This window comes from Streptomyces sp. NPDC091281 (genome assembly GCF_044757425.1).
Classification (GTDB): domain Bacteria; phylum Actinomycetota; class Actinomycetes; order Streptomycetales; family Streptomycetaceae; genus Streptomyces.
This window is the reverse complement of the sequence record NZ_JBIVUY010000023.1, coordinates 23,362-31,476: the sequence shown is the minus strand read 5'-3', so window position 1 is coordinate 31,476 and position 8,115 is coordinate 23,362. Positions and strand designations below refer to the sequence as shown.

General features: G+C 73.7%; 7 protein-coding genes. 4 read left to right on the top strand and 3 right to left on the bottom strand.

Annotated elements, in window-relative coordinates:
- Positions 1–404 precede the first annotated feature (404 nt).
- The 3 genes from ACIQPQ_RS37370 to ACIQPQ_RS37360 form a co-directional block, all read right to left on the bottom strand.
- Positions 405–1,301 carry an aminoglycoside phosphotransferase family protein gene (locus ACIQPQ_RS37370; RefSeq protein ID WP_401313355.1) on the bottom strand — a complete coding sequence of 299 codons (897 nt, stop codon included), beginning with the start codon at positions 1,299–1,301 and terminating at the stop codon, positions 405–407.
- Between the two features lie 64 nt (positions 1,302–1,365).
- Entirely contained in the window at positions 1,366–1,890 is a 525-nt protein-coding gene (locus tag ACIQPQ_RS37365; protein ID WP_401313352.1) for a ferritin-like domain-containing protein, read from the bottom strand.
- Positions 1,887–2,459, bottom strand: a complete 573-nt coding sequence (locus ACIQPQ_RS37360; RefSeq protein ID WP_401313350.1) for a hypothetical protein — start codon at positions 2,457–2,459, stop codon at positions 1,887–1,889. Before ACIQPQ_RS37360 ends, ACIQPQ_RS37365 begins: the two co-directional genes overlap by 4 nt.
- Positions 2,460–2,717: 258 nt before the next feature.
- Between ACIQPQ_RS37360 and rimP the strand changes: the two genes are divergently transcribed.
- From rimP to infB, 4 genes are all read left to right on the top strand, one after another.
- Entirely contained in the window at positions 2,718–3,272 is a 555-nt protein-coding gene (rimP, locus tag ACIQPQ_RS37355) for a ribosome maturation factor RimP (protein ID WP_401313348.1), read from the top strand.
- Positions 3,273–3,274: 2 nt separating this feature from the next.
- Positions 3,275–4,279 carry a transcription termination factor NusA gene (gene nusA, locus ACIQPQ_RS37350; protein ID WP_401313346.1) on the top strand — a complete coding sequence of 335 codons (1,005 nt, stop codon included), beginning with the start codon at positions 3,275–3,277 and terminating at the stop codon, positions 4,277–4,279.
- A 136-nt stretch (positions 4,280–4,415) separates the two neighbouring features.
- Positions 4,416–4,712 (top strand): YlxR family protein, encoded by a 297-nt coding sequence (locus ACIQPQ_RS37345; RefSeq protein ID WP_401313343.1) that lies wholly within the window; start codon positions 4,416–4,418, stop codon positions 4,710–4,712.
- Between the two features lie 146 nt (positions 4,713–4,858).
- Positions 4,859–7,966 (top strand): translation initiation factor IF-2, encoded by a 3,108-nt coding sequence (infB, locus tag ACIQPQ_RS37340; RefSeq protein ID WP_401313341.1) that lies wholly within the window; start codon positions 4,859–4,861, stop codon positions 7,964–7,966.
- The last annotated feature ends 149 nt before the right edge of the window (positions 7,967–8,115 follow it).

The window sequence follows — 8,115 nt, the reverse complement described above, 5'->3', positions numbered from 1 at the left end:
CCGGACGAACTCCCACTCGATGTCGGACAGTTCATGACGACGTATCACGACACCATGATCCACCAACCGTGATCATTTGAAGACAACGCCTAGGGGTGAAGGGGGTTCAGCAGCCACCCTCTAGGGGCGCGGGGAACCGCGCACGGTGCGTGCAGGGCCTCGCGTCACAAGACACTTGGCGGAAGCCGACCCGAGAGGGGGCGCGGGGAACCGCGCACGGTGCGTGGAGGGCCTCGCGTCGCAAGACACTTGGCGGAGGCCGACCCGAGAAGGGGCGCGGGGAACCGCGCACAGAAGGGGGACGGCCTCGCGTCGTGATCACACCTGGCGGAGGCCGACCCGAGAAGGGGCGCGAGGAACCGCGCACAGGGCCCGCAGACGCCCCGCGTCACAGGCACCCCCCGCTACAACCACCCCGCGAACTCCAGCAGAAGCTCCGCGTCCGGGCGGCGGCCGACCCGGCGGGCCCGTAGCCCGGACTCCACCGCGCGGAACAACGTCCACGCCCGCAACCGCTCCTGGTCGACCTCCAGCGACTCCGCGAGCCGCTTCACCCGCCGCCGCGTGATCACCGCGCCCGACGGGGACGCGATGAGATCCTCGACCCGGTCCCGCACCAACCGCGCGAGATCGAACGCGCACTCACCCACCACCGGATCGGGCCCCACCGCCAGCCACGGCATCCGCTCCCCGGCCAGCACCTTGCTCTGCCGGAACGTCCCGTGCAGCAACCGCCCCTCCGGCGGAGCCACCAGCAATTCCTCGCGCGCCGCGAGCGCCGCCTCCACCAGCCCGCTCACCTCCCCGTCGGCCCCGGCCCGCATCGCCGCCGCCTGCCGCCCGGTCCGCTCGGCCACCGTCTCGAACCCGTGCCCGGCGGGCGGCTCCACCCACAGCCGCCGCAGCGTCCCCGCCGCCTCCAGCAGCGCCTTCGCCTCCGGCAGCGACCGCACCGACACGTCCGGGTGCAGCCGCTCCAGCAGCAGCACCCCCGCCTCGGCGGCCGTCGGCTCCAGCAACTGGACGGCACCCAGACCGCCCCAGTGCGCCAGCGCCGCCCGCTCGGCCTCGGGCCGGAACCGCGCCGGGGCCAGCTTCAGGACGGCGGGGCCGCCGTCGCCGTACCGCACCAGGGCCACGAGACTGCTCCGCCCGCCCGGCACCTGCACCCGCTCCACGGTCAGCCCGCGGGCCGCGACCGCCTGTCCGAGCGTCTCCGGCAGCTCCGCCAGCCAGCGGTCACCGTCCGGCGCCGTCTCGCCCAGCGCCCTGACCAGCCGCCGCGGCGGTTCGAAAGCCATGCGAGAGTCGTTCCTTCCAGTCGCTCCGGTCACGGCCCGCCCGCCTGCTGCGCCTGCCGCCGCTCTACCCCGTCGGTTCCTGCGTCCTCGACGCCTCCGGGCCCGCCCCGGTGGCCGCCCCGCCCGTCTCCGCGCCGGTGTCGGCACCCGTGCCGGTCCCGCTCCGCTCGGCGAGCCCAGGGAAGGCTACGCTCCCGTTCCGCCAGCGCGCCGCCCGGACCGCCGCCTCCCGCAGCGCGGTCGCCGCCTCCCGGCGCCGGGCGCCCGCCGTGGCCCGGACGAGGTCCGAGTAGACCCCGGCGACCCGGTCCTCCAGCTCGGCGGCGAGCCGCACCGCCGCCGCGGAGTCCGGCACCGCGAACGGCAGCGCGTACCCCGCGCTCGCCGCGATCGGCTCCGCGCCCCGCCCGCGGACCTCGCGCGCCAGCGCGTCCCGCCGCGCCCGGTGCGCGTCGTACGCCGCGCGCGCCTCCGTACGCCGTCCCTCGCGCACCCGGCCGCCGACGACGCCGTAGCCGTACACCGCCGCGTGCTCGGCGGACAGCGCCGCCTGAAGTGCCGTCAGCTCGGCCGGCTTCCGCTCGCTCACCGGGCGTTCCCCTCCGTCAGCAGGTAGGCGTGGGCCGACCCGGCGGCGGCCACCGAGGCCAGCAGCCGGGCCAGTTCACCGGGTACGTCCGCGTCCGCCAGCGCCGTGATCCGGCGGTCGGACAGCGTCCGCTCGACCCCGGCCAGGGAACCGAGGGCCCCCTTCTCGTCCACCGGGACGACCGGCGAAGGGGAGGAGGACGGGGACGACGAGGGGGAGGGCGTCCCGCCCGGGGTGCTCGTGGCCGCGGTCGGCGCGGGGGTGACCGTCCGCGCCGGGGCCCCGCCGAACGCGGACACGTGCCGGACGACCTCCGCCCGCAGCGGTGTCAGCCGCGCCGTCAGCGCCGGATGGGCGGCGAGGACGGCGTCGTAGCGCGTGAGCAGGTCGGCGCTGTCCCGCGCGGCGGCCTTCCGCACCCGGTCGGCGGCCGTCGGCCGCGCGCGGCGCTCCTCGGCGGAGTCCTCGCCGCCGGAGCAGCCCACCAGCAGGGCGGCCCCGGCGGCCGAGGCGAGCAGGGTTCTTCGACGCGGCCCGGAGGGGGTGCGCGGCAGCGAGGGGAACGGCACGGCAGACGACCTCGTTGGACTCGTACGAAAGGAAAGCGATCATCATCGGTCATGGGCGGGCAGGCCCGTGATCACCGTACCCGCGTGCCGCCCCCGCGCCGGGCATCGGCACCGCCCGGACCGGGCCGGTGTCCACTGGGCCGTCCGGGTGGTCCGGCGGGCCCCGGGGTGGACGGCAACACCCCCCGCGACCGGATACCCTTTGAGCAGACACGCGATCCATCCCACAACAGCACACGCGGCCGAGGAGTCACCCGGATGAGCACCACCCAGAGCGAGAGGCTGCGAGAGCTGCTGGAACCGCTCGTGACCTCCCAGGGGCTCGATCTCGAAGAGATCGCCGTGGACTCCGTAGGACGCAAGCGCGTGCTGAGCGTGGTCGTCGACTCCGACACCGGTGCGGACCTGGACCAGATCGCCGACGTGAGCCGCGCGCTCTCGGCGAAGCTCGACGAGACGGACGCGATGGGCGACGGCGAGTACACCCTCGAGGTCGGCACCCCGGGCGCCGAGCGCGCCCTCACCGAACACCGCCACTACGTGCGCGCCACCGACCGGCTGGTCCGGTTCCAGCTGCGCGAGGGCGGCGAACTCGTCGCCCGCATCCTCGCCGTGGACGAGGACGGCGTCGACCTGGAGGTGCCGGGCGTGAAGGGCCGCAAGGCCACCGCCCGCCGGATCGCCTTCGCCGACGTCGACCGCGCCCGCGTCCAGGTCGAGTTCAACCGTAAAGACAAGCAGGACAAGCAGGACAAGCAGGACATGCACGACGTGCAGGACAGCCAGGACGTCACGGAAGAGGAGGAGGCGTAGCCATGGACATCGACATGAGTGCCCTGCGGGGTCTGGTGCGGGAGAAGGAGATCTCCTTCGACCTGCTGGTCGAGGCGATCGAGTCGGCCCTCCTCATCGCGTACCACCGCACCGAGGGAAGCCGCCGCCACGCGCGCGTGGAGCTGAACCGGGAGACCGGCCATGTGACGGTCTGGGCCAAGGAGGACCCGGAGGACCTCGACGAGGGCCAGGAGCCGCGCGCCTTCGACGACACCCCCTCCGACTTCGGCCGGATCGCCGCCACCACCGCCAAACAGGTGATTCTCCAGCGGCTGCGCGACGCCGAGGACGACGCCACCCTCGGCGAGTACGCGGGCCGTGAGGGCGACATCGTCACCGGTGTCGTCCAGCAGGGCCGCGACCCGAAGAACGTGCTGGTCGACATCGGCAAGCTGGAGGCCATCCTGCCCGTGCAGGAGCAGGTCCCCGGCGAGACCTACCAGCACGGCACCCGCCTGCGGTCGTACGTCGTCCGCGTGGCGAAGGGCGTGCGCGGCCCGTCCGTCACCCTGTCGCGCACCCACCCCAATCTGGTGAAGAAGCTGTTCGCGCTGGAGGTGCCCGAGATCGCCGACGGTTCCGTCGAGATCTCCGCCATCGCCCGCGAGGCCGGTCACCGCACCAAGATCGCGGTCCGCTCCACCCGTTCGGGCCTGAACGCCAAGGGCGCCTGCATCGGCCCCATGGGCGGCCGGGTCCGCAACGTGATGGGCGAACTGAACGGCGAGAAGATCGACATCGTCGACTGGTCGGACGACCCGGCCGAGATGGTGGCGAACGCGCTGTCACCCGCCCGGGTGTCCAAGGTCGAGGTCGTCGACTTCCAGACCCGCTCCGCGCGGGTGACGGTCCCCGACTACCAGCTCTCCCTGGCCATCGGCAAGGAGGGCCAGAACGCCCGCCTCGCCGCCCGGCTCACCGGCTGGCGCATCGACATCCGCCCCGACACCGAGCAGCCCGAGCGGGCCGAGCCGACCGGGCAGTAGCCCCGACCCGCCACGGAGCCGGGCCGGGGAACAGATCCGGACCCCGGCACGCTCAGATCACGTCAGTTATACGCGCGGCAACCGATCACCCCAGGACCCGAAGGGGGGAGGTCGCCGCGGGGAGGTAGACTTAACTGTGTCTGGCCGGACGCACGCCCGTGCATGCCCCGAACGCACCTGTGTGGGGTGCAGGCAGCGAGCGGCCAAGACGGAGCTGCTGCGCATCGTGGCGATCGAGGACGCCTGCGTCCCCGATCCAAGCGGTACGCTGCCCGGCCGGGGTGCGTACGTGCATCCCGCCCTGGTCTGTCTCGACCAGGCGGTCCGCCGCCGGGCGTTCACGAGGGCGCTGCGTGCCCCGGGAGCGCTCGACACAAAGGCGTTGCGCCACCACGTCGAGCAGGCGACCGTTGCCGATGAGGCAACACCGTGAGAAGCGTCGCGCGGAGCGTCCGTGCGGCCCAGGTACCCCGCGAGTTGGAAGTAGGTCGAGATTGCGATGAGCACTCGATGAGCACGCGATGAGTACGCCCATGAAGTAGCGACGGTCCGGACGCACCCGGACCTAAAAGGAGCGAAGTGGCTAAGGTCCGGGTATACGAACTCGCCAAGGAGTTCGGCGTGGAGAGCAAGGTCGTCATGGCCAAGCTCCAAGAACTCGGTGAATTCGTCCGTTCGGCGTCTTCGACCATCGAAGCGCCCGTCGTCCGTAAGCTGACGGACGCCTTCCAGGGCGGTGGCAGCGGCAAGTCCGCCAAGCCCGCCGCCCCGCGCAAGGCAGCCCCCAGGCCCGCGGCGCCCTCCCCGGCGCAGTCGGCCCGTCCCGGCCCGGCCGCACCGCGGCCGGCCGCCCCCAGGCCCGCGGCGGCCCAGCCCGCCGCACCCGCGGCTCCGGCCGCCCCGTCGGCGCCGTCGGCCCCCGCGCCGGCCGCCGCCGGTCCGTCCGGCTCCGGCCCGCGTCCGGGCCCGCGGCCCGCGCCGCGTCCGGCCCCGGCCGCCCCGGAGTTCACGGCCCCGCCGGCCGCTCCGGCCGCGCCCAAGCCCGCCGGTCAGCAGCCCCAGGGCCAGGGTCCGCGCCCCGGCGCGCCCCGTCCCGCCGGCCGTCCCGGCCAGGGTCAGCAGGGTGGCCAGGGCCAGCGCCCGGCCGCCGCGCAGGGCCAGCGTCCCGGCGCCGGCGCCCCCCGTCCGGGCGGTGCCCGTCCGGCCGGTCCGCGTCCCGGCAACAACCCCTTCACCTCCGGCGGCAACGCCGGTATGGCCCGTCCGCAGGCCCCGCGCCCGCAGGGCGGTCCCGGCGGTCCGCGTCCCGGCGGTGCCGGTGCCCCCGGCGGCGGTCCCCGTCCCCAGGCGCCCGGCGCCCAGGGCGGCGGTCCCCGTCCGCAGGCTCCCGGCGGCAACCGTCCGTCCCCGGCGGGCATGCCCCGTCCGCAGGGCGGCCCCGGTGGCCCGCGTCCCGGCGGCCCGCGCCCGAACCCCGGCATGATGCCGCAGCGTCCGGCTGCCGGCCCCCGTCCCGGCGGCGGCCCCGGCGGTCGCGGTCCCGGCGGCGGCGGTCGTCCCGGTGGCGGCGGCGGTCGTCCCGGCGGTGGCGGCGGCTTCGCCGGCCGTCCCGGTGGCGGCGGCGGCTTCGCCGGTCGTCCGGGCGGTCCCGGTGGTGCCGGTGGCGGCGGCGGCTTCGCCGGTCGTCCCGGTGGTCCCGGTGGCGGCGGCGGTCGTCCCGGCTTCGGTGGCCGTCCCGGCGGTCCCGGTGGCCGCGGTGGCACGCAGGGCGCCTTCGGCCGTCCCGGCGGTCCCGCGCGTCGCGGTCGCAAGTCGAAGCGGCAGAGGCGCCAGGAGTACGAGGCCATGCAGGCCCCGTCCGTCGGCGGCGTGATGCTGCCTCGCGGCAACGGCGAGACCATTCGCCTGTCGCGCGGTGCGTCCCTCACCGACTTCGCGGAGAAGATCAACGCCAACCCGGCGTCGCTCGTCGCGGTCATGATGAACCTCGGCGAGATGGTCACGGCCACGCAGTCCGTCTCCGACGAGACGCTCCAGCTCCTCGCGGGCGAGATGAACTACCAGGTTCAGATCGTCAGCCCGGAGGAGGAGGACCGCGAGCTGCTCGAGTCCTTCGACATCGAGTTCGGCGAGGACGAGGGCGACGAGGACGACCTCGTGGTCCGTCCGCCGGTCGTCACCGTCATGGGTCACGTCGACCACGGAAAGACCCGCCTCCTCGACGCCATCCGCAAGACGAACGTCATCGCGGGCGAGGCCGGCGGCATCACCCAGCACATCGGTGCCTACCAGGTCGCCACCGAGGTCAACGACGAAGAGCGCAAGATCACCTTCATCGACACCCCGGGTCACGAGGCGTTCACCGCCATGCGTGCGCGTGGTGCGAAGTCGACCGACATCGCGATCCTGGTCGTCGCGGCCAACGACGGCGTCATGCCGCAGACGGTCGAGGCGCTCAACCACGCCAAGGCGGCCGACGTCCCGATCGTCGTCGCGGTCAACAAGATCGACGTCGAGGGCGCCGACCCGACCAAGGTGCGCGGTCAGCTGACCGAGTACGGCCTGGTGGCCGAGGAGTACGGCGGCGACACCATGTTCGTCGACATCTCCGCCAAGCAGGGTCTGCACATCGACTCCCTGCTGGAGGCCGTCGTCCTCACCGCCGACGCCTCCCTCGACCTGCGGGCCAACCCGAACCAGGACGCGCAGGGCATCTCGATCGAGTCCCGGCTCGACCGCGGCCGCGGTGCCGTCTCCACGGTCCTCGTCCAGCGAGGCACCCTGCGGGTCGGCGACACGATGGTCGTGGGCGACGCCTACGGCCGGGTGCGCGCCATGCTCGACGACAACGGCAACAACGTCGCCGAGGCCGGTCCGTCCACCCCGGTCCAGGTGCTGGGTCTCACCAACGTCCCCGGCGCCGGTGACAACTTCCTCGTCGTCGACGAGGACCGCACCGCGCGTCAGATCGCCGAGAAGCGCGCGGCGCGTGAGCGCAACGCGGCCTTCGCCAAGCGGACGCGCAGGTTCTCCCTGGAGAACCTGGACGCCGCCCTGAAGGCCGGCGAGGTCCAGCAGCTGAACCTGATCATCAAGGGTGACGCCTCCGGTTCGGTCGAGGCCCTCGAGTCCTCGCTGCTCCAGCTGGACGTCGGCGAAGAGGTCGACATCCGGGTCCTGCACCGCGGCGTCGGTGCGGTCACGGAGTCCGACGTGGACCTCGCGATGGGCTCGGACGCCATCGTCATCGGCTTCAACGTCCGCGCGGCCGGCCGCGCGGCGCAGATGGCCGAGCGCGAAGGCGTCGACGTCCGGTACTACTCGGTCATCTACCAGGCGATCGAGGAGATCGAGGCGGCCCTGAAGGGCATGCTGAAGCCGGAGTACGAGGAGTTCGAGCTGGGCACGGCGGAGATCCGCGAGGTCTTCAAGTCGTCCAAGCTCGGCAACATCGCCGGTGTCCTCATCCGCTCGGGCGAGGTCAAGCGCAACACCAAGGCGCGCCTCATCCGCGACGGCAAGGTCATCGCGGAGAGCCTCAACATCGAGGGACTGCGTCGCTTCAAGGACGACGTCACCGAGATCCGCGAAGGGTTCGAGGGCGGTATCAACCTCGGCAACTTCAACGACATCAAGGTCGACGACGTCATCGCGACGTATGAGATGCGGGAGAAGCCGCGGGTGTGACACCCACGGTGCGCACCGGCCGGCGGGGAAGCCTCCCCGTCGGCCGGTGCGGCGTCCGGCGGCCGGCCCGGCGGGGAAACCCCGTCGAGCCGCCGCCGCGATCGTTGTACCGTTCCTGATGCCCCTGCTCCACGCGGAGACCAGGGCCA